This is a genomic window from Kitasatospora sp. NPDC085879 (assembly GCF_040686255.1).
Taxonomy (GTDB): domain Bacteria; phylum Actinomycetota; class Actinomycetes; order Streptomycetales; family Streptomycetaceae; genus Kitasatospora.
Genome location: NZ_JBFBJZ010000100.1, coordinates 1 through 17,677, shown reverse-complemented (window position 1 = coordinate 17,677; position 17,677 = coordinate 1). Strand labels below are relative to the sequence as shown.

The 17,677-nt window shown below is 72.5% G+C and carries 16 protein-coding genes; 4 read left to right on the top strand and 12 right to left on the bottom strand.

All coding sequences use genetic code 11. The annotated features are described in order from the left end of the window. Both AB0P35_RS38315 and AB0P35_RS38310 read right to left on the bottom strand, forming a co-directional pair. Window positions 1-138: acyl-CoA dehydrogenase family protein (locus AB0P35_RS38315; RefSeq protein WP_363520437.1), on the bottom strand; the 138-nt coding region annotated here is incomplete at its 3' end. Window positions 139-256: 118 nt separating this feature from the next. Then, a complete protein-coding gene (locus AB0P35_RS38310; protein ID WP_363520425.1) occupies window positions 257-1,432 on the bottom strand; it encodes an LCP family protein in 1,176 nt (391 codons plus the stop codon). Between the two features lie 165 nt (window positions 1,433-1,597). Between AB0P35_RS38310 and AB0P35_RS38305 the strand changes: the two genes are divergently transcribed. Together AB0P35_RS38305 and AB0P35_RS38300 are read left to right on the top strand one after the other, a co-directional pair. Further along, window positions 1,598-2,941: a UDP-glucose/GDP-mannose dehydrogenase family protein gene (locus tag AB0P35_RS38305; protein ID WP_363520434.1), complete on the top strand. Its 1,344-nt coding sequence runs from the start codon at window positions 1,598-1,600 to the stop codon at window positions 2,939-2,941. Window positions 2,942-2,969: 28 nt separating this feature from the next. After that, window positions 2,970-3,377 (top strand): CoA-binding protein, encoded by a 408-nt coding sequence (locus tag AB0P35_RS38300; protein ID WP_095874599.1) that lies wholly within the window; start codon window positions 2,970-2,972, stop codon window positions 3,375-3,377. Between the two features lie 16 nt (window positions 3,378-3,393). Here AB0P35_RS38300 and AB0P35_RS38295 read toward each other — a convergent pair whose 3' ends face one another. From AB0P35_RS38295 to AB0P35_RS38280, 4 genes are read right to left on the bottom strand one after another with little or no spacing between them, the layout of a single operon-like run. After that, the gene (locus AB0P35_RS38295) at window positions 3,394-4,224 is read right to left on the bottom strand and encodes a MerR family transcriptional regulator (protein WP_363520423.1); all 831 of its coding nucleotides are present in this window, start codon (window positions 4,222-4,224) and stop codon (window positions 3,394-3,396) included. A 25-nt stretch (window positions 4,225-4,249) separates the two neighbouring features. Next, the gene (locus tag AB0P35_RS38290) at window positions 4,250-5,446 is read right to left on the bottom strand and encodes a dipeptidase (protein ID WP_363520421.1); all 1,197 of its coding nucleotides are present in this window, start codon (window positions 5,444-5,446) and stop codon (window positions 4,250-4,252) included. Between the two features lie 50 nt (window positions 5,447-5,496). After that, window positions 5,497-6,015 carry a 5-(carboxyamino)imidazole ribonucleotide mutase gene (purE, locus tag AB0P35_RS38285; RefSeq protein ID WP_095874596.1) on the bottom strand — a complete coding sequence of 173 codons (519 nt, stop codon included), beginning with the start codon at window positions 6,013-6,015 and terminating at the stop codon, window positions 5,497-5,499. Then, window positions 6,012-7,103: a 5-(carboxyamino)imidazole ribonucleotide synthase gene (locus AB0P35_RS38280; RefSeq protein ID WP_257019172.1), complete on the bottom strand. Its 1,092-nt coding sequence runs from the start codon at window positions 7,101-7,103 to the stop codon at window positions 6,012-6,014. The genes purE and AB0P35_RS38280 overlap by 4 nt, the downstream gene beginning before the upstream one ends. Before the next feature lie 278 nt (window positions 7,104-7,381). Between AB0P35_RS38280 and AB0P35_RS38275 the strand changes: the two genes are divergently transcribed. Next, entirely contained in the window at window positions 7,382-7,906 is a 525-nt protein-coding gene (locus AB0P35_RS38275; RefSeq protein ID WP_363520418.1) for a GtrA family protein, read from the top strand. An 18-nt stretch (window positions 7,907-7,924) separates the two neighbouring features. Here the strand turns inward: AB0P35_RS38275 and AB0P35_RS38270 are convergent, their stop codons facing one another. Both AB0P35_RS38270 and AB0P35_RS38265 read right to left on the bottom strand, forming a co-directional pair. Further along, complete coding sequence (locus AB0P35_RS38270; RefSeq protein WP_363520415.1) at window positions 7,925-9,205, bottom strand: ATP-binding protein; 1,281 nt, start codon at window positions 9,203-9,205, stop codon at window positions 7,925-7,927. Window positions 9,206-9,261: 56 nt separating this feature from the next. Then, the gene (locus tag AB0P35_RS38265; RefSeq protein ID WP_030263072.1) at window positions 9,262-9,936 is read right to left on the bottom strand and encodes a response regulator transcription factor; all 675 of its coding nucleotides are present in this window, start codon (window positions 9,934-9,936) and stop codon (window positions 9,262-9,264) included. A 328-nt stretch (window positions 9,937-10,264) separates the two neighbouring features. On the opposite strand from AB0P35_RS38265, the gene AB0P35_RS38260 reads away from it, so the two are divergent. Further along, window positions 10,265-11,770, top strand: coding sequence for an oligopeptide:H+ symporter (locus AB0P35_RS38260; RefSeq protein ID WP_363520411.1), 1,506 nt, complete (start codon window positions 10,265-10,267; stop codon window positions 11,768-11,770). A 216-nt stretch (window positions 11,771-11,986) separates the two neighbouring features. On the opposite strand, the gene hutI is transcribed toward AB0P35_RS38260, so the two are convergent. Genes hutI through hutU form a run of 4 tightly spaced genes read right to left on the bottom strand, consistent with a single transcriptional unit; the run spans window position 11,987 to window position 17,415 of the window. Next, a complete protein-coding gene (hutI, locus tag AB0P35_RS38255) occupies window positions 11,987-13,153 on the bottom strand; it encodes an imidazolonepropionase (RefSeq protein ID WP_363520409.1) in 1,167 nt (388 codons plus the stop codon). A gap of 46 nt (window positions 13,154-13,199) precedes the next feature. Beyond that, window positions 13,200-14,552: a formimidoylglutamate deiminase gene (locus AB0P35_RS38250; RefSeq protein WP_095874591.1), complete on the bottom strand. Its 1,353-nt coding sequence runs from the start codon at window positions 14,550-14,552 to the stop codon at window positions 13,200-13,202. Continuing rightward, window positions 14,540-15,742, bottom strand: a complete 1,203-nt coding sequence (locus tag AB0P35_RS38245; RefSeq protein WP_363520431.1) for an allantoate amidohydrolase — start codon at window positions 15,740-15,742, stop codon at window positions 14,540-14,542. Before AB0P35_RS38245 ends, AB0P35_RS38250 begins: the two co-directional genes overlap by 13 nt. Window positions 15,743-15,759: 17 nt before the next feature. Beyond that, window positions 15,760-17,415 carry a urocanate hydratase gene (hutU, locus tag AB0P35_RS38240; protein WP_363520428.1) on the bottom strand — a complete coding sequence of 552 codons (1,656 nt, stop codon included), beginning with the start codon at window positions 17,413-17,415 and terminating at the stop codon, window positions 15,760-15,762. Window positions 17,416-17,677 lie beyond the last annotated feature (262 nt).

Genomic DNA, 17,677 nt, shown 5'->3' with positions numbered 1-17,677 from the left:
GAAGCGGCCCTGCTCGTCGACCTCGGCCGCGAACGGGGCGATCTTCGCCTCGGCCAGCGACCGCACCGCGTCACGGAGCATGTCGTGCTCCTCGGCCAACCGGAAGAGGTCGAAATCCGCTCCGGAATTGCCCGCCATGTGCCTCGCCCCTCGAGTGGTTAGTTACCGTTAAGTAGCAATGTCGCCACTCATTCTAGGCGCGCCGTCCGATCCCCCGGGAGCGTGACATGCACAACAGGCGCCCGTGCGGCCCGCTTCACCGCACGCTGTCGCCCAGGGTGTCGCTGGTGGTGTGGTGCTCCGCCAGGTACTGCTCCATCCGGTCGTTGCGCACCGCCTGCCAGAGCTGGCCCGCGGCGACCTTGTCGAGCAGCACCACGGACTGCCCGGACACGCTGTCGAAGCCGCCGAACGGCGCGTTCATGAAGCGCACGCCGTCCGGGCGCAGCCCGCGCAGGCTCCACGCCAGCTCGTAGAGGTCGGTGTTGCTGAGCCGGTCGTCCACGCTGGCCACGTCGCCGACGGTCTGCAGCAGACCGGTGAGCCGCGACGGGCTGCCGAGCGTGCCGGCGTTCATGGTCTGGATCATCAGGGCGCGCAGGAAGTTCTGCTGGCGCTTGCTGCGGTCGAGGTCGCCGTTGGGCAGTCCGTACCGCTCGCGGACGTAGAGCAGCGCCTCCGCGCCGTCCATGTGGTGGGTGCCGGCGTCCCACTGGCGGGCCTCGCCGCGGCCCTCGATGGTCTGCGGGATGGTGATGTCGACGCCGCCGACCGCGTCGGTGAGCGCCCGGAAGCCGTTCCAGTCGATCACCGCGATGTGGTCGATCCGGATGCCGGTGAGGTTCTGCACCGTCTCGACCATCAGCGGCGGGCCGCCCCAGGAGTACGCCGCGTTGATCTTCGCCGGGCCGTGGCCGGGGACGTCCACCAGGGTGTCGCGGGCGAGGGAGATGATCGACGCGCTCTTCCGGTCGGCGGATATGTGCAGCAGCATCATGGTGTCGCTGCGCTGCGCGCCGGCCTTCCAGGCGGGCGCCTTCGCCTCCTTGCCGGTGGTGGCCACGTCCGAGCGGGCGTCCAGGCCGACCAGCAGGAAGGTGGTGCCGGAGTTCGGCACCGCGGCGGGCTGCCGGTCGGCGGGCAGGGTGGGGAAGGCTCCCGGAATGCGGTCCACCGAGGACGCGTAGTGGTCCACCGTCCAGTAGGCGGCGCCGGCCCCGCCGAACAGCAGGCCGAGCAGCGCCACCAGCGTCCAGACCAGCACCCGGCGGGTGCGCCGCCGGCGCCTCGCCTCGCCCTCGCCGGACGGCGGCCCGCCCTCCGGCGCGTCCCCGTCCCCGTCCCCGGCGTCCGCCCCGTCGTCCGCGTCCTCGAAGAGGCTCAGCGGTGCCGGGCGCTCCCCCGCCGATTCCTCGCGCTCCCTCGCAGCCATGCGCGCATTGTGCCGCCCTGCGCCCACGCGCGGGTCCCGCTCGCGATTTCGGCAACCCGGCCGTTATCGACGGGTTCGCCGCGGGGCCTGCCCCGGCTACCATCAGTGGCTGCGGCCGCCGGTCACCCCGGTCGGCCCGGCAACCTGGACTGAATGGGGAAGCACGTGGCCCTCCGCATCACGGTGATCGGCACCGGCTACCTCGGCGCGACGCACGCCGCCTGCATGGCGGAGCTCGGCTTCGAGGTGCTCGGCCTGGACATCGACCCGGAGAAGATTGCGTCGCTGGCCGCGGGCCGGGTGCCGATGTACGAGCCGGGCCTCGCCGAGCTGCTGGTCAAGCACGTGCCGGGTCACGAGGGCTCCACCGGCCGGCTGCGCTTCACCACCTCCTGGGAGGAGGTGGCCGAGTTCGGCGACGTCCACTTCATCTGCACCAACACCCCGCAGAAGAAGGGCGAGTTCGCCGCCGACATGAGCTACGTCGACAGCGCGCTCGACTCGCTCGCGCTGCACCTGACCCGGCCGACGCTGGTGGTCGGCAAGTCGACCGTGCCGGTCGGCAGCGCGAGCCGGCTGGCCGAGCGGCTCGCCGCCCTCGCCCCGGTCGGCGAGCAGGCGGAGCTGGCCTGGAACCCGGAGTTCCTCCGCGAGGGCTTCGCCGTCGGCGACACCCTGCACCCGGACCGGCTGGTGGTGGGCGTCCGCAGCGAGCGCGCCGAGCAGCTGCTGCGCGAGGTCTACGCGACGCCGGTCGCCCAGGGCGTGCCCTTCGTCGTGACCGACTTCGCCACCGCCGAGCTGGTGAAGGCCGCCGCGAACTCCTTCCTGGCCACCAAGATCTCCTTCATCAACGCGATGGCGGAGGTCTGCGAGTCGGCCGGCGCCGATGTCGTCCAGCTGTCCAAGGCGCTCTCCTACGACGCCCGGATCGGCGGCAAGTTCCTCAACGCCGGCCTCGGCTTCGGCGGCGGCTGCCTGCCCAAGGACATCCGGGCGTTCATGGCGCGGGCCGGCGAGCTGGGTGCGGACCAGGCGCTGACCTTCCTGCGCGAGGTCGACTCGATCAACATGCGGCGCCGCTCCCGGATGGTCGAGCTCGCCCGCGAGCAGTGCGGCGGCGGCTTCCTCGGCCGCCGGGTGGCCGTGCTCGGCGCGGCCTTCAAGCCGAACTCGGACGACATCCGGGACTCCCCCGCGCTGAACGTCGCCGGGCAGATCCAGCTGCAGGGCGCCCAGGTCACGGTCTACGACCCCAAGGCGATGGACAACGCCCGCAAGATGTTCCCCAGCCTCTCCTATGCGGACTCCGCGCTGGAGGCCGTTCAGGGCGCCCATGTGGTGCTGCACCTGACGGAGTGGCAGGAGTTCCGCGAGCTCGACCCGGCGGAGGTCGGCGCGCTGGTCGCCGAGAAGCGCATCCTGGACGGCCGGAACGTGCTGGACCCGGCGGCCTGGCGGGCGGCGGGCTGGACCTACCGGGCGATGGGCCGGCCCGGCGCGGAATGACCGCACCGCGGCGCGGGTTGTCCCCCGCATGACGTACGGAGACGACGCAACGGTCCGCAGGATCCTCCAGGAGTCGGGCGACACCTGGGCGGTGGTCGGCCTGTCCACCAACACCCGGCGGGCGGCGTACGGCGTCGCCCGGGTGCTGCAGCGGGCCGGCAAGCGGGTGGTGCCCGTGCACCCCAAGGCCGAGACGGTGCTCGGCGAGCAGGGCTACGCCACGCTCGCCGACATCCCCTTCCCGGTCGACGTGGTCGACGTGTTCGTGAACAGCGGCCTGGCCGGCGAGGTCGCCGACCAGGCCGTCGCGGTGGGCGCCAAGGCGGTCTGGTTCCAGCTGGACGTCGTGGACGAGGCCGCCTGGGAGCGGACCAGGGCCGCAGGGCTCGACATGGTGATGGACAAGTGCCCGGCCATCGAGCTGCCGCTGCTCTGAGCCGCCCACCGGGCGGCTACTCCACCGGCACCGCGATGTCGCAGACCGGGTCGGCCTCGCCGACGGCGGCCCAGTCCGCGAAGTACACCTCGCGCGGGGCCGAGACGACGGTGCGGCCCTCCCGCTTCGCCCACTCGAAGACCGCGTCGTAGGCCGACAGGATCTGCGGGTAGGCCACCTGCGCCTTGGTGATCGTGGTGTACGCCTCGCGGTGCGCCGGCTCCACCCGGTGGGCGTGTGCGACACCCCCGGTGTGCGCCGCGTCGATCGGCACGCAGACCTCCACCGGGCCGTCGCTGTCCTCGTTGACCTCGCCGTGGTAGACCACGAACGGCGCCGCGGCCACCCCGCCGTAGGCCTTCGCCGCCTCGGCCAGCCGGTCGCACGCCGCCGGGATCCACACCGGCAGGTCCTCCGGCCCGGCGTGCCGCTGCTCGGTGAGCACCAGCTGCTCCGGCACCTCGCGCTGCTCGATTCCGTACATGTCCGAACTCCCTTCGCCTCCTGACAACCGGATGCGGAGGTGCGCCGCCAGCTCGCGCTGGCCCGCGACCCGGCGCTCGACCGACTCCCAGTACCCGGCCACCAGTTCGGCGGCCCGCGGCCCGGGTGCGGCCAGCACCTCGGCGACCGTCGCCAGCGGCATGTCGAGCCCGCGCAGCCGGACGATCAGCCGGGCCGCCGCCAGCCGGCTCTCCCGGTAGTACCGGTAGCCGGTGACCGGGTCCACCCGGTCAGGCGGCAGCAGTCCCTGCCGGTCGTACAGCCGCAGCGCCTTCGGCGAGAGCCGGGCGCGGCGGGCGAACGCGCCGATGCCGAGCAGTGCCTCGTCCTCCACGGCGTCCACGCTCCCGTCTGCCCCAGGGGCAAGGTCAACCCCGCCCGTCCAGCTGCTCCAGGGTCGCGATGGACGGGCCGCGCACGGCCTGCAGGCGGCGGGCCGCCGACTCCGCCTCGCGCAGCACCCGCACCGCGTTGTGCCAGGTCAGCTTGGAGAGGTCGGCCTCGGACCAGCCGCGGCCGAGCAGCTCGGCGACCAGGTTCGGGTAGCCGGCCACGTCGTCCAGGCCGGACGGGACGAAGGCGGTGCCGTCGAAGTCGCCGCCGATGCCGACGTGGTCGATCCCGGCGACCTCCCGCATGTGGTCGAGGTGGTCGGCGACCGTGGCCGGGGTGGCGACCGGCCGCGGGTGGGCCGCCTCGTGGGCGCGCTGGCAGTCCATCGCGGCGGGCGTGGTCTCCAGCGGGTGGAAGCCGTGCGCGCGCATGTTCTCGTCCGCGGCCAGGGTCCACTCGATCGCGGCGGGCAGCACGAACTTCGGGACGAACGTGGCCATCGCCAGGCCGCCGTTGCCGGCCAGCGCGGCGAGCACGTCGTCCGGGACGTTGCGCGGGTGGTCGCACACCGCCCGGGCCGAGGAGTGCGAGAAGATCACCGGCGCCTCCGAGACCCGCAGCGCGGCCCGCATGGTGTCCGCGGAGGTGTGCGAGAGGTCGACCAGCATGCCGAGCCGGTTCATCTCCCGGACGACCTCCTCGCCGAAGGCGGTCAGCCCGCCCGCGGCCGGCTCGTCGGTGGCGGAGTCCGCCCACGGCACGTTGTCGTTGTGGGTGAGCGTCAGATACCGCACGCCCAGGGCGTACAGGGCGCGCAGGGTGGCCAGCGAGCTGTCGATCGAGTGGCCGCCCTCGGCGCCCATCAGCGAGGCGATCCGGCCCTCGGCACGGGCCGCCTCCATGTCGTCCGCCGTCAGCGCCGTACGCAGCACCTCGGGGTAACGCGCCGTCAGGGCGTGGACGAAGTCGATCTGCTCCAGGGTGGCGCTGACCGCCCGGTCGCCGGCGTAGTCGCTGCGCACGTACACCGACCAGAACTGCGCGCCGACCCCGCCGGCGCGGAGCCGGCCGAGGTCGGTGTGCAGGCGGGCGCTCTGGTCGGCCGCCAGGTCGACGGCGTCCAGGTCGTAGCCGGCCTGGGCGCGCATGGCCCAGGGGAGGTCGTTGTGCCCGTCCACCACGGGGGTGTCGCGGAGGACGGCGCGGGCGCGGTCGAGCAGCTCAGGGGTCATGCCCCCGTTCTACACCGGCGCGCCCGGCCGTCCGGGGCGAACGGCGTCCGTCAGCCCTGGCCGCCGGCGACCCGGGCGCGGAGCTTCTTGCCCTTCTCGGTGGCCTGGGCGTTCAGCTCGGCCTGGAAGTCCACCATCCGCTCGGCGAGCTCCGGGTCGAAGGCGGCGAGCATCCGGACGGCCAGCAGGCCGGCGTTGCGGGCGCCGGCGATCGACACGGTGGCCACCGGCACGCCGGCGGGCATCTGCACGATCGACATCAGGCTGTCCATGCCGTCCAGGTACTTCAGCGGCACGGGGACGCCGATCACGGGCAGCGGCGTGACCGAGGCGAGCATGCCCGGGAGGTGGGCGGCGCCGCCGGCGCCGGCGATGATCGCCTTCAGGCCGCGGGCGTGCGCCTGCTCGCCGTACGCGACCATCTCGCGCGGCATGCGGTGCGCGGAGACGACGTCCACCTCGAAGGGGACCTCGAACTCGGCCAGCGCCTGCGCGGCGGCCTCCATCACGGGCCAGTCGGAGTCCGAGCCCATGACGATGCCGACGAGCGGAGCCTCGGGGTTGGTCATTCGGTGATCGTTCCTCGCAGGTAGGCGGCCGCGTGACGGGCGCGCTCGCGGACGTCGTCGAGGTCGTCCCCGACGACGTTGACGTGGCCGACCTTGCGGCCCGGCTTCACGTCCTTGCCGTACATGTGGATCTTGAGGCCGGGGTCGCGGGCCATGCAGTGCAGGAAGGCGTGGTACATGTCCGGGTAGTCGCCGCCGAGCACGTTGACCATGACCGTCCACCGGGCGCGCGGCCGCGGGTCGCCGAGCGGCAGGTCGAGCACCGCCCGCAGGTGGTTCTCGAACTGCGAGGTGACCGAGCCGTCCTGGGACCAGTGGCCGGAGTTGTGCGGGCGCATCGCCAGCTCGTTGACCAGGATCCGGCCGTCCCGGGTCTGGAACAGCTCCACCGCGAGGTGGCCGGTGATGTCCAGCGCGCCGGCGATCCGCAGCGCGAGCTGCTGGGCCTCGGCGGCCAGCTCCGGGTCGAGGCCCGGCGCGGGCGCGGTGACCTCGGCGCAGACGCCGTTCTCCTGGACGCTCTCCACCACCGGGTAGGCGACCGCCTGGCCGCTGGGCGAGCGGACCACGTTCGCGGCCAGCTCGCGGGCGAAGTCGACCTTCTCCTCGGCCAGCACCGGGACGCCGGCCAGGAAGGGCGCGGCCGCCTCGGCCTCGTCGCCGACCACCCAGACGCCCTTGCCGTCGTAGCCGCCGCGGACGGTCTTCAGCACCACCGGGTAGCCGTCGCCCTCGGCGGCGAAGGCCGTCACGTCGGCCGGGTCGGCGACGATCCGGTGCCGGGGGCAGGGCACGTCGATCGAGTCGAGCTTCGCCCGCATCACGCCCTTGTCCTGGGCGTTCACCAGGGCGTCCGGGCCGGGGCGGACGGCGATACCGTCGGCCTGCAGGGCCCGCAGGTGCTCGGTCGGCACGTGCTCGTGGTCGAAGGTGATCACGTCGCAGTCGGCCGCGAAGCGGCGCAGCGTCTCCAGGTCCCGGTAGTCGCCGAGGACGACGTCGGACACCACCTGTGCCGCCGAGTCCTGCGGGGTGTCGGCGAGGAGTTTGAAGCGGATGCCGAGCGGGATGCCTGCCTGGTGCGCCATGCGCGCCAGCTGCCCTCCGCCGATCACGCCGACCACTGGAAATTTTGCATTGCCCGCGAAAGTCACGCTGCCCAGGATATCCGGGCCGGTCGGAGCCGGTGCACCGGCGGTTGCGCGGGAGACCGGGGGGGAACCGGGCGCCGATGGGGCCCGAGGGAGCGAGTAGCCTGGTGGCCCGGGCCTTCGCCGCGCACGTGCGTACACGAGGTGCCGGTATCGCGCTGCGCCCGCGCGGGCACCCAGTTCGTCCTCCCGTACGTCACTCAGGAGACACCCGGATGACCACGACCACCGCGACCCAGCCGTCGTTGCTGCAGCGCCTGCGCGGCCTGTCCGACGAAGTGATCAAGTTCGCCGTCGTCGGCCTGAGCGGTGTCGCCGTCAACTTCGTCGTCTTCTGGATCTGCATCAACGGCCTGAACCTGGCCTCGCTGCGCTCCAACGTGGCGGCGACCCTGGTGGCCATCGCCACCAACTACCTCGGCTACCGGTACTGGCTGTACAAGGACCGCGACGCGGCCTCCCGCAAGCGGGAGATCACGCTGTTCCTGCTGTTCAGCGGCGCCGGCATGCTGATCGAGACCGGTGTGCTGGGCTTCTCGGTCTACGTGCTGGGCCTGAACACGCACCTGGAGCAGATCGCCGCCAAGGTGGCCGGCCTCGCGGTCGGCACGGTGTTCCGCTTCGTCTCGTACCGGACGTGGGTGTTCAAGGCGATGCCGGAGCTGGCCGAGCCAGAGCCCGAGGTCGTCACCGAGGCCGAGCTGCTGCTGGCGGCCGAGGAGCCGGAGTACGTGAAGTAACGGAGCGCGCGCCCGCGCTCAGCGCTGCGGGCGCTTGGGCGCGGCGCCCGTGTCGTCCTCGTCGTCCCGGCCGCTGCCGAGGAAGAGGGCGAAGACCGGGGGCTTGAGCGAGAGCAGTTCCAGCCGGGCGCCGTCCGCCTCCGCGAGGTCGCGGGCGACGGCGAGCCCGATGCCGGTGGAGTTCCGGCCGCTGACGGCCCGCTCGAAGACCCGGTTGCCGAGTTCCGGCGGGACGCCCGGGCCCTCGTCCTGGACCTCGGCGACCACCGAGGAGCCGGTGCGGCGGACCCGCAGGGTGATGTCGCCGCCGCCGTGCATCAGCGAGTTCTCCAGCAGGGTGGCCAGCACCTGGGCCACCGTTCCCGGTGTGCCGATCACGGTGGTGCCGCGCATCCCCTCCATCAGCAGCCGGCGGCCGGCCGCGCGCAGCGGTGCGCTCCACTCCTCGACCTGCTGCTTGAGCACCTCGTCGAGGTCGAAGGTGACGGCGGTCGGGCTGGCCGGGTCTCGCTGGTTGGTGAGCAGCCGCTGGACGACGTCGGTGAGCCGTTCCACCTGCTGGAGGGCGATCGTGGCCTCCTCCTTGACGGTGTCCGGCTCCTCGGCGAGCGCGGTGATCTCCTCCAGGCGCATGGAGAGCGCGGTGAGCGGCGTGCGGAGCTGGTGCGAGGCGTCGGCGGCGAGCCGGCGTTCGGCGGTGAGCATCCGGGCGATCCGCACGGCGCTGACGTCCAGCACCTCGGCGATCCGGTCGAGTTCGGGCACGCCGTAGCGGCGGTCGCGGGGCCGCGGGTCGCCGGAGCCGAGGCGTTCGGCGGTCTGGGCGAGTTCGGTGAGCGGGCGGGCGAGGCGCTTGGCCTGCCAGACCGCGAGGGCGACGGCGGCCTGCACGGCGAGCAGCGCGACCACGCCGAGCAGCAGCAGCATGTTGCCGATCTCGTGGTCGACGTCGGCGCGGGACTGCTGGACGGTCACCGTCTCGCCGCTGGCGCCCTCCTCGGTGGCGGTCAGCGCCGGGCCGTCGACCGGCCGGCCGGCCGCGATGAGCGGCTGACCGGGGATGTCGACGGTCACGAAGGAGCCGTCGGTGACCTGGGCGGCGAACTTCTCGCCGGTCACCGGTTCGCCCGCGGCCAGCCGGTTCTCGACCAGGCCGAGGACCCGGACGGCCGCGGCGTCGACCCGGTCCTCGGCGGCGTTGACGATGCTCTGCTTCTCGATGAGCGCCAGCGGGACGCAGAACACCGCGACCACCACCAGGACGACGCCCAGCAGTGAGTTGATCATTCTGCGCTTCACGCCGGGGAATGCCTTCGCTCAGTCGGTGCTGTGGTGGTGCGGTGCGGCGGCCGGGGTCAGTTCTTCTCGAACCGGAATCCGACGCCGCGGACGGTGGCGATGTAGCGCGGGTTGGCGGCGTCGTCGCCGAGCTTCTTGCGCAGCCAGGAGATGTGCATGTCCAGCGTCTTGGTGGAGGTCCACCAGGTGGTGTCCCAGACCTGGCGCATGATCTCCTCGCGGGTCACCACCCGGCCGGCGTCCCGCACCAGGACGCGCAGCAGCTCGAACTCCTTGGCGGAGAGGGTGAGTTCCTCCTCGCCGAGCCAGGCGCGGTGCGACTCGATGTCGATCTTGACGCCGTGGGCGCCGGTGGTGAGCTGGTCCACGTTGCCGCGGCGGAGCAGCGCCCGGACGCGGGCGAGCAGCTCGGCCAGCCGGAAGGGCTTGGTGACGTAGTCGTCGGCGCCGGCGTCCAGGCCGACCACCGTGTCCACCTCGTCGGCCCGGGCGGTGAGCACCAGGACGGGGCAGCTGCGGCCGTCGGCGCGCAGGCGCCGGCAGACCTCCAGGCCGTCCATCTCGGGCAGGCCGAGGTCCAGGACGATCAGGTCGACGTCCTCCGCGAGGCCCGCGGCCAGCGCGGCGGGGCCGTCCTCGCGCACGAGCACGTCATACCCCTCGCGACGGAGCGCGCGGGCCAGCGGTTCGGAGATTGCCGGGTCGTCCTCGGCCAGCAGCACACAGGTCATGGGGGTGATGGTAGTCCGCTCCGGTGATCGCAAGGGGCTGTGAACTGTTTCACAGAGCCGTGATCGTTACCTTTGGTCCGCCATGTCCGCGTCGAGACGGCCCCCAAGAGGTGAGAGGAGGAGATTCCGCCATTCGATCTTCGTTTCGAAGGAAGTTTTTCCGAGTTACCATCGAATAGACGACCTGTAGTCGCCGGGACTTTACTCGGACAATACCGACGGTTCGGCATTTGTCCTCCGATGTCCTGCCAGCGTCCCCGTACAGTGGTCCGGTCCCCGCCCGCCAACACCCCTCGGCGGACGAACACAGGCAAGGAACCCACCACACATGGCGACTACCACCCTGGACGCCGGCATCCGCCCGGCCCCTTCCAGTGGCAAGACCTTCTTCGGGCACCCCCGAGGGCTCGCCACCCTCTTCATGACCGAGATGTGGGAGCGATTCAGCTTCTACGGCATGCGTGCCCTGCTGGTGCTCTACATGACCGCCGCCACCACCGAGGGCGGCCTCGGCATGAAGATCGCCGTGGCGACGGCGGTCTACAGCGTCTACAACGCGATGGTGTACCTGCTCGCCCTGCCGGGCGGCTGGATCGCCGACCGCTTCCTCGGCGCCCGCCGGACCGTGGCACTCGGCGGCACGATCATCATGATCGGCCACTTCCTGCTCGCGGTGCCCGCCTCGGCCTCGTTCTTCACCGGCCTCGGCTTCATCGCGCTCGGCTCCGGCCTGCTGAAGGCCAACATCTCGACGATGGTCGGCCACCTGTACGACGGCCCGAACGACCCGCGTCGCGACGGCGGCTTCACGATCTTCTACATGGGCATCAACCTCGGTGCCTTCGCCGCCCCGCTGGTCATCGGCACCGTCGGCCAGAGCGTCAACTGGCACCTGGGCTTCGCCCTCGCCGGCATCGGCATGGCGCTGGGCCTCGGCCAGTTCCTGCTCGGCACCCGCCACCTGGCCGCCGCCAGCGACGTCGTGACCGCCCCCATGCCCGCCGCCGAGAAGCGCGCGGTGTTCCGCAAGGCGGGCCTGTGGCTGGCCGTCGCGGCCGTGTTCTACGCCGTCGTCGTGCTGAGCGGCCGCTTCACCATCGACTGGGCGATCTGGCCGCTGTCCATCGCGGGCATCGCCGTCCCGGTGTTCGTCTTCGCCCGGGTCAAGCGCGACAAGGACCTGGACGCCGCCGAGCAGTCCAAGATGAGCGGCTACATCTGGTTCTTCGTGGCCGCCGCCGTGTTCTGGATGATCTACGACCAGTCCGGCTCCACGCTGAGCGTCTTCGCCGACGACAGCACCGCCTCCACGCTGCTCGGGTTCACCTTCCCGTCCAGCTGGTTCCAGTCGCTGAACCCGCTCTACATCATGGCGCTGGCCCCGGTCTTCGCCTGGCTCTGGGTGGCGCTCTCGCGCCGCGGCAAGAACCCCAGCACCACCATGAAGTTCGCCTTCGGCCTGCTGATGATCGGCGCGTCCTTCCTGGTGATGATGCTGGCGATGGCCGCCGCCGCGGGCGGCGTCAAGGTCACCCCGCTGTGGCTGGCCGTGGTCTACCTCGTCCAGACCGTCGGCGAGCTGACCCTCTCCCCGGTCGGCCTCTCCGTGACCACCAAGCTGGCCCCGGCGAAGTACGCCAGCCAGATGATGGGTGTCTGGTTCCTCGCCGTCACCGCCGGTGACTGCGTGGCCGCCATCGTCCAGCTGGTCCTCGGTGACGCCACCGGCACGACCTGGTACTTCGCCCTGCAGGGTGTGGCCGCGATCGTCGCCGGCCTGGGCCTCGCGATGTACCGCAAGAAGGTCGTCCGCCTCATGGGCGACGTGCACTGACGCACCGGGCCCGACGCACCGGGCCACGGCCCGCCCCCGCCGACCGGCGGGGGCGGGCCGTCGCAAATCCCCCCGGACGGCGGTTGTCCGCACCGGGGCGAAGCGGAAAAACTGGTCCCGACCAGGGCACAACCCGGCACATTGAAGAGGGAGGGCGCGGATCGCGCCCTCCCTCTGCCGTGTCCTCGGCCCCCCCGGTGGCGGGGAGCGGCCGGATCAGACCTCGCGCACGCCGCTGCGCCAGACCGCGGCGGTCAGCGGCACACCCGGGCGGTAGGCCAGGTGCACGTGCGACGGGGCGTCCAGCAGCAGCAGGTCGGCGCGGGCGCCCACCGTGACCGTGCCGACGTCCGCCCGCCGCAGGGCCCGCGCACCGGTCGCCGTCGCCGCGTACACCGCCTCGTCCGGGGTCATCCCCATCTCGCGGACGGCCACCGCGATGCAGAAGGCCATCGACGAGGTGAAGCTCGACCCCGGGTTGCAGTCCGTGGAGAGCGCCACCGCGGCGCCCGCGTCGAGCAGCCGGCGGGCGTCCGGGTACGCGGCGCGGGTCGAGAACTCCGCGCCGGGCAGCAGGGTCGCCACGGTGTCCGAGCCGGCGAGCGCCGCCACGTCCTCGTCGGTCAGGTGGGTGCAGTGGTCCGCGGAGGCCGCACCCAGCTCCACCGCGAGCTGCACGCCCGGGCCGTACGACAGCTGGTTGGCGTGCACCCGCGGCACCAGGCCGCGGGCCATGCCGGCGGTCAGGACGGCCCGCGCCTGGTCGCCGTCGAAGGCGCCGCGCTCGCAGAAGACGTCCACCCACTTGGCGTGCGGGGCGCAGGCGTCCAGCATCTCGCCGGTCACCAGCTCCACGTAGCCGGCCGGGTCGTCCTTGAACTCGGGGGCCACCACGTGCGCACCCAGGTACGTCGTCTCCGGGGTGTGCCCGGCGGCGATCCGCAGTGCCCGTGCCTCGTCCTCGACGGTCAGGCCGTAGCCCGACTTGCACTCGACCGTGGTGGTGCCCTGGCGCAGCGCCTCGCGCAGGAACCGGGCGAGGTTGGCGTCCAGCTCGGCGTCGGTCGCGGCGCGGGTGGCGGCCACCGTCGTCCGGATGCCGCCGGCCGAGTAGGCCTGGCCGGACATCCGGGCGTTGAACTCGGCGGTGCGGTCGCCGGCGAAGACCAGGTGGGAGTGCGAGTCGACGAAGCCCGGCAGCAGGGCGCGGCCGTCGGCGTCGAAGCGGTCGTCGGCGGCGGGGGCGGCCGCGGCCGGGCCCACCCAGGCGATCCGCTCGCCGTCCACCACGACGGCGGCGTCCGCGACCAGCCCCAACGGGCCCGAACCGAGCCCGGGGTCGTTGGTGACCAGGCTGCCGATGCCGGTGATGAGGGTGCTCAACGTTGTCCTTTCAAGATCAGGGTCAGCCGGCCAGGGGCATCTCCCCTCAGGCTCCCAGCGAGGTGATGGCGGTGCGGAGGGCGCCGGCGACGTCGGGGACGAGCTGGTGGACGGCGTCCTTGACGATGTGGCGGCCGCCGACGACCACGTGCCGGACGTCCGCCGCGGTGGCCGCGAACACCGCGGTCTCCGCCCCGAGCTGCGGGCCCGGCCCGGCCGTGCGGACGGTGTCCAGGGCGACGGCGGTGAAGTCGGCGAGGGCGCCCGCCTCGATCCGGCCCGCCTCGGACCAGCCGAGGGAGGCGTGGCCGTCCTCGGTGCCGGCCCGGAGCAGGGCGTGTGCCGTCCAGTGCCCGCGGGTGCGGGTGCGGAGCCGTTCGTTGAGCTCCAGCGCCCGGGCCTCCTCGAACGGGTCGATGATCGCGTGGCTGTCGCTGCCGAGGCTGATCGGGCAGCCCGAACTCGCCAGCCGACGGGCCGGGCCGATGCCGTCGGCGAGGTCCCGCTCGGTGGTGGGGCACATGCAGATGGTGGTGGCGGAGTCGCCGAGCAGCCGGATGTCGTCGTCGCTCAGGTGCGTGGCGTGCACCGCGGAGGTACGCGGGCCGAGCACGCCGTGGTCGGCGAGCAGCCGGGTCGGGGTGACGCCGTGGGCGGTGAGGCAGGCGTCGTTCTCGGCGGTCTGCTCGGAGAGGTGGACGTGCAGCGGGGCCTTCCGCATGGCCGCCCAGTGCGCGACGGTCGCCAGCTGGTCGGCGGGCACCGCGCGGACCGAGTGGACGGCGGCGCCGATGCGGGCGTGGTCGGTGGGCTTGAGGGCGTCCGCGCGGGCGGCCCAGGCGTCGGCGTCGCCGTCGCTGAACCGCAGCTGCGGCTTGGTGGCCTCGGCGCCGAAGCCGGACGAGAGGTAGCAGGTGTCGAGCAGGGTGATCCGGATGCCGGCCCGCGCCGCCGCCTCGATCAGGGCGAGGCCCATCGCGTTGGGGTCGTCGTAGCGGCTGCCGCCGGGGGCGTGGTGCAGGTAGTGGAACTCGCCGACGGCGGTGATGCCGGCCAGCGCCATCTCGGCGTAGACGGCGGTGGCGAGGTCGAGGTAGCTGTCCGGGTCGAGGGCGCCGGCGAAGCGGTACATGGTGTCCCGCCAGGTCCAGAAGGTGCCGGAGCCGACCTGGACGTGTCCGCGCAGGGCGCGGTGGAAGGCGTGCGAGTGCGCGTTGGCCTGGCCGGGCAGCACCAGTCCGCCGAGCCGGACGGCGCCGGACGGGCAGGGACCGCTGTCGGGGGTGACGTGGGCGATCCGGCCGCCCGGTCCGACGGCGATCAGCACGTCCTTCTCGACGACGGTGCCGTTGGCGTGCGGCAGCCACGCGTACTCCGCCCAGTACGTCAGCCCTGACATGCGAGGTCCTCCAGTACGTCGGCGAGCGCGACCACGCCCGCGAGGCAGTCGTTCTCCTCGGCGTGCTCCGCCGGGGAGTGCGAGACTCCGCTCGGGTTACGTACGAACAGCATGGCGGTCGGAATGACCGAGGCGAGGATTCCGGCGTCGTGTCCTGCGCCGGTGGGCAGCACCGGCACCGGGCGGCCGTCGGCGCGGCCGAGGATCCGGGCGAGCCGGTCGCGCAGCGGCTCGTCGAAGTCCACCACGGGCGTGTACGACTCGCGGGTGAGCTCGACCCGGACGCCGTCCCGCTCGCCGCGTTCGAAGGCGGCCCGCCGGATCTCCTCGACGACCTCGTCGAGGGTGGCCTCGTCGGCGGCGCGGGAGTCCAGCCAGCCGCGGACGAGGGAGGCGATGGCGTTGGTGCCGTTGGGTTCGACGGCGACCTTGCCGAAGGTCGCCAGCGCGCCGGCCAGCCTCGCCTTCTTGCGGGCGGCGAGCACGGTGGTGGCGTAGGTGAGCATCGGGTCGCGGCGGTCCTCGATGCGGGTGGTGCCGGCGTGGTTGGCCTCACCGTGGAAGTCGAACCGCCAACGGCCGTGCGGCCAGATGGCGCTGGCCACGCCGACGCTCTGGTCCTCCGCCAGGTAGCGGCCCTGCTCGACGTGGAGTTCGACGAACGCGCCGATGCGGCCGAGGCGTTCGCGGTCGGCGCCGATCGCCTCGGGGTCGTACCCGGCCTTCTCCATGGCGTCGGGCAGCCGGATGCCGTCGGCGTCGCGCAGGTCGAAGGCCTGCTCCTTGGAGAGCACGCCGGCGGTGAGCCGGGAGCCGATGCAGGCGACGCCGAACCGGGCGCCCTCCTCGTCCCCGAAGTTGACGATCGCCAGCGGCTTGGTGAACTCGGCGCCGCGGGAGCGGAGTTCGTCCAGGGCGGCGAAGGCGGAGACCACGCCGAGCGGCCCGTCGAAGGCGCCGCCGTCCGGCACGGAGTCCAGGTGCGAGCCGGTGACCACGGCGCCCTCGCCGTGCGGATCGCCCAGCCAGGCCCACTGGTTGCCGTTGCGGTCGAGTTCGAGGTGCAGGCCGCGGGAGCGGGCCTGCTCCTCGAACCAGGCCCGGCATTCGGCGTCGGCGGAGTTCCAGGCGAAGCGGCGGTAGCCGCCGGACGAGGCGGAGCGGCCCACGGGGAGCAGCTCCGCCCACATCCGCTGGAAGCCGTCGGTCACAGCTCGCCCATGGGGACGCGCACGCCCCGCTCGCCGGCGACCTCGACGGCCCGGTCGTAGCCGGCGTCGACGTGCCGGATGACGCCCATGCCGGGGTCGTTGGTGAGCACGCGGCGGATCTTCTCGCCGGCGAGCGCGGTGCCGTCGGCGACGGTGACCTGGCCGGCGTGGATCGAGCGGCCGATGCCGACGCCGCCGCCGTGGTGGATGGAGACCCAGGACGCGCCGGAGGCGACGTTGACCATGGCGTTGAGCAGCGGCCAGTCGGCGATCGCGTCGGAGCCGTCCAGCATGGCCTCGGTCTCGCGGTACGGGGAGGCGACCGAGCCGCAGTCGAGGTGGTCGCGGCCGATGACGATCGGGGCGGACAGCTCGCCGGAGGCGACCATGTCGTTGAAGCGCTCGCCGGCCTTGTCGCGCTCGCCGTAGCCGAGCCAGCAGATGCGCGCCGGGAGGCCCTGGAAGTGGACCTTCTCCTGGGCCATCTTGATCCAGCGGTGCAGCGACTCGTTCTCCGGGAAGAGGTCGAGGACGGCCTTGTCGGTCTTGTGGATGTCCTGCGGGTCGCCGGAGAGCGCGGCCCAGCGGAACGGGCCCTTGCCCTCGCAGAACAGCGGGCGGATGTAGGCCGGGACGAAGCCGGGGAAGGCGAACGCCCGGTCGTAGCCGGCGAGCTGGGCCTCGCCGCGGATGGAGTTGCCGTAGTCGAAGACCTCGGCGCCGCGGTCCTGGAAGCCGACCATCGCCTCGACGTGCTTGGCCATCGACTCGCGCGAGCGCTGGGTGAACTCGGCGGGCTTGGCGGCCGCGTAGTCCGCCATGTCGTCGAAGTCGACACCGATGGGCAGGTAGCTCAGCGGGTCGTGGGCGCTGGTCTGGTCGGTGACGATGTCGATCGGCGCGTCCATCGCGAGCAGCTGCGGGAAGATCTCCGCGGCGTTGCCGAGCAGACCGATGGAGAGCGGCTGCTTCTTGTCCCGTGCGGCGGTGGCGAGTTCGAGGGCGTGGGCGAGGTTCTTGGCCTCCACGTCCAGGTAGCGGTGCTCGATCCGGCGGGCGATCCGGGAGGGGTCGCAGTCGATGCAGATCGCGACGCCGCCGTTCATGGTGACGGCGAGCGGCTGGGCGCCGCCCATGCCGCCGAGACCGGCGGTGAGGGTGATGGTGCCTTCGAGGGTGCCGTTGAACTTCTTGTCGGCGACGGCGCCGAAGGTCTCGTAGGTGCCCTGGAGGATGCCCTGGGTGCCGATGTAGATCCACGAACCGGCGGTCATCTGGCCGTACATGGTGAGGCCGAGCGACTCCAGGCGGCGGAACTCCTCCCAGTTCGCCCAGTCGCCGACCAGGTTGGAGTTGGCGATCAGCACACGCGGCGCCCACTCGTGGGTCTGCATGACGCCGACCGGGCGGCCGGACTGCACCAGCATGGTCTCGTCCTGCTTGAGGTTCTGCAGGGTGCGGACCATGGCGTCGTACGAGCGCCAGTCGCGCGCCGCCTTGCCGGTGCCGCCGTAGACGACCAGCTTCGAGGGGTGCTCGGCAACCTCGGGGTCGAGGTTGTTCATGAGCATCCGCAGGGCGGCCTCCTGCTGCCAGCCCTGCGTGGTCAGCTGCGTCCCACGTGCCGCGCGGACCTCACGCGGGCCGCTCACCTGCTCCACCATGCTCCGGCCTCCTTGCGGATGAATTCATTCAGGCTTACCGAGACTGAATATATCCAGTCATTCACCCGGAAGCCAGACCTCAGCACCATCCGACCAGGAACCGCCCCGCGCCGCGCGGCGGCGCGCCCCGCAACGGACGGCGGCGGGCGGCGGGACCCACGCCCGCTCGGTGTTCTCCAAGCACCGCAAGTCGCACTTCGCGGCGCTGGACAACGAGCGCGAGCACGCCCGGGTGACCAAGGAGAAGCTG

Coding starts and splice junctions, on each gene's coding strand:
- AB0P35_RS38310 (WP_363520425.1), bottom strand. CDS start 1,432: ATGGCTGCGAGGGAGCGCGAGGAATCGGCGGGGGAGCGCCCGGCACCG.
- AB0P35_RS38300 (WP_095874599.1), top strand. CDS start 2,970: ATGACGTACGGAGACGACGCAACGGTCCGCAGGATCCTCCAGGAGTCG.
- AB0P35_RS38290 (WP_363520421.1), bottom strand. CDS start 5,446: ATGACCCCTGAGCTGCTCGACCGCGCCCGCGCCGTCCTCCGCGACACC.
- purE (WP_095874596.1), bottom strand. CDS start 6,015: ATGACCAACCCCGAGGCTCCGCTCGTCGGCATCGTCATGGGCTCGGAC.
- AB0P35_RS38280 (WP_257019172.1), bottom strand. CDS start 7,103: ATGGCGCACCAGGCAGGCATCCCGCTCGGCATCCGCTTCAAACTCCTC.
- AB0P35_RS38275 (WP_363520418.1), top strand. CDS start 7,382: ATGACCACGACCACCGCGACCCAGCCGTCGTTGCTGCAGCGCCTGCGC.
- AB0P35_RS38265 (WP_030263072.1), bottom strand. CDS start 9,936: ATGACCTGTGTGCTGCTGGCCGAGGACGACCCGGCAATCTCCGAACCG.
- AB0P35_RS38260 (WP_363520411.1), top strand. CDS start 10,265: ATGGCGACTACCACCCTGGACGCCGGCATCCGCCCGGCCCCTTCCAGT.
- AB0P35_RS38250 (WP_095874591.1), bottom strand. CDS start 14,552: ATGTCAGGGCTGACGTACTGGGCGGAGTACGCGTGGCTGCCGCACGCC.
- AB0P35_RS38245 (WP_363520431.1), bottom strand. CDS start 15,742: ATGTGGGCGGAGCTGCTCCCCGTGGGCCGCTCCGCCTCGTCCGGCGGC.